The organism is Marseilla massiliensis, from assembly GCF_016899855.1.
In the GTDB taxonomy this organism is placed as follows: Bacteria; Bacteroidota; Bacteroidia; order Bacteroidales; family Bacteroidaceae; genus Prevotella.
Genome location: NZ_JACJJG010000260.1, coordinates 1 through 403 on the forward strand (window position 1 = coordinate 1; position 403 = coordinate 403).

Sequence of the window (403 nt, forward strand, 5' to 3'; positions counted from 1 at the left end):
AATGGTATCCCTTGTCTGTCATGCAACTGTAGAAGTCTCCATCGCACTTGTTTGAATCGTAAATATCCCTGAAATTGTCATCCACGAATAAGCGGTTTTCCTTCGGTTGTGATGAAAGCGAGAAAGCCTGCCAGTCCTGAACGAAGCATTCCTGCAAATAAATTATCACTGATTCGTGTAATGTCCTTCCGAATGATGTTTCCATGATTAGATGGCGTATGAACTTTCCTGCCTTCATCTTGAACACCTTTCCTCCGTTGTCATGGTTGATATACCTTACAGCCCTTGAATCACCGTCTTCACATATCCCGTTGTACTTGTCCGTTTCATATTTGCCTGAACGGAAGGTATAGTTAATCAGGTTGACTTCATATTGTAAGCCATCATCCTCGCCTGAATCCAT

1 pseudogene is annotated in these 403 nt (G+C 42.4%); it reads right to left on the reverse strand.

What is annotated here, in order from left to right:
• A pseudogene (locus H6A34_RS14670) lies at window positions 1-403 on the reverse strand (hypothetical protein); the annotation flags it as partial.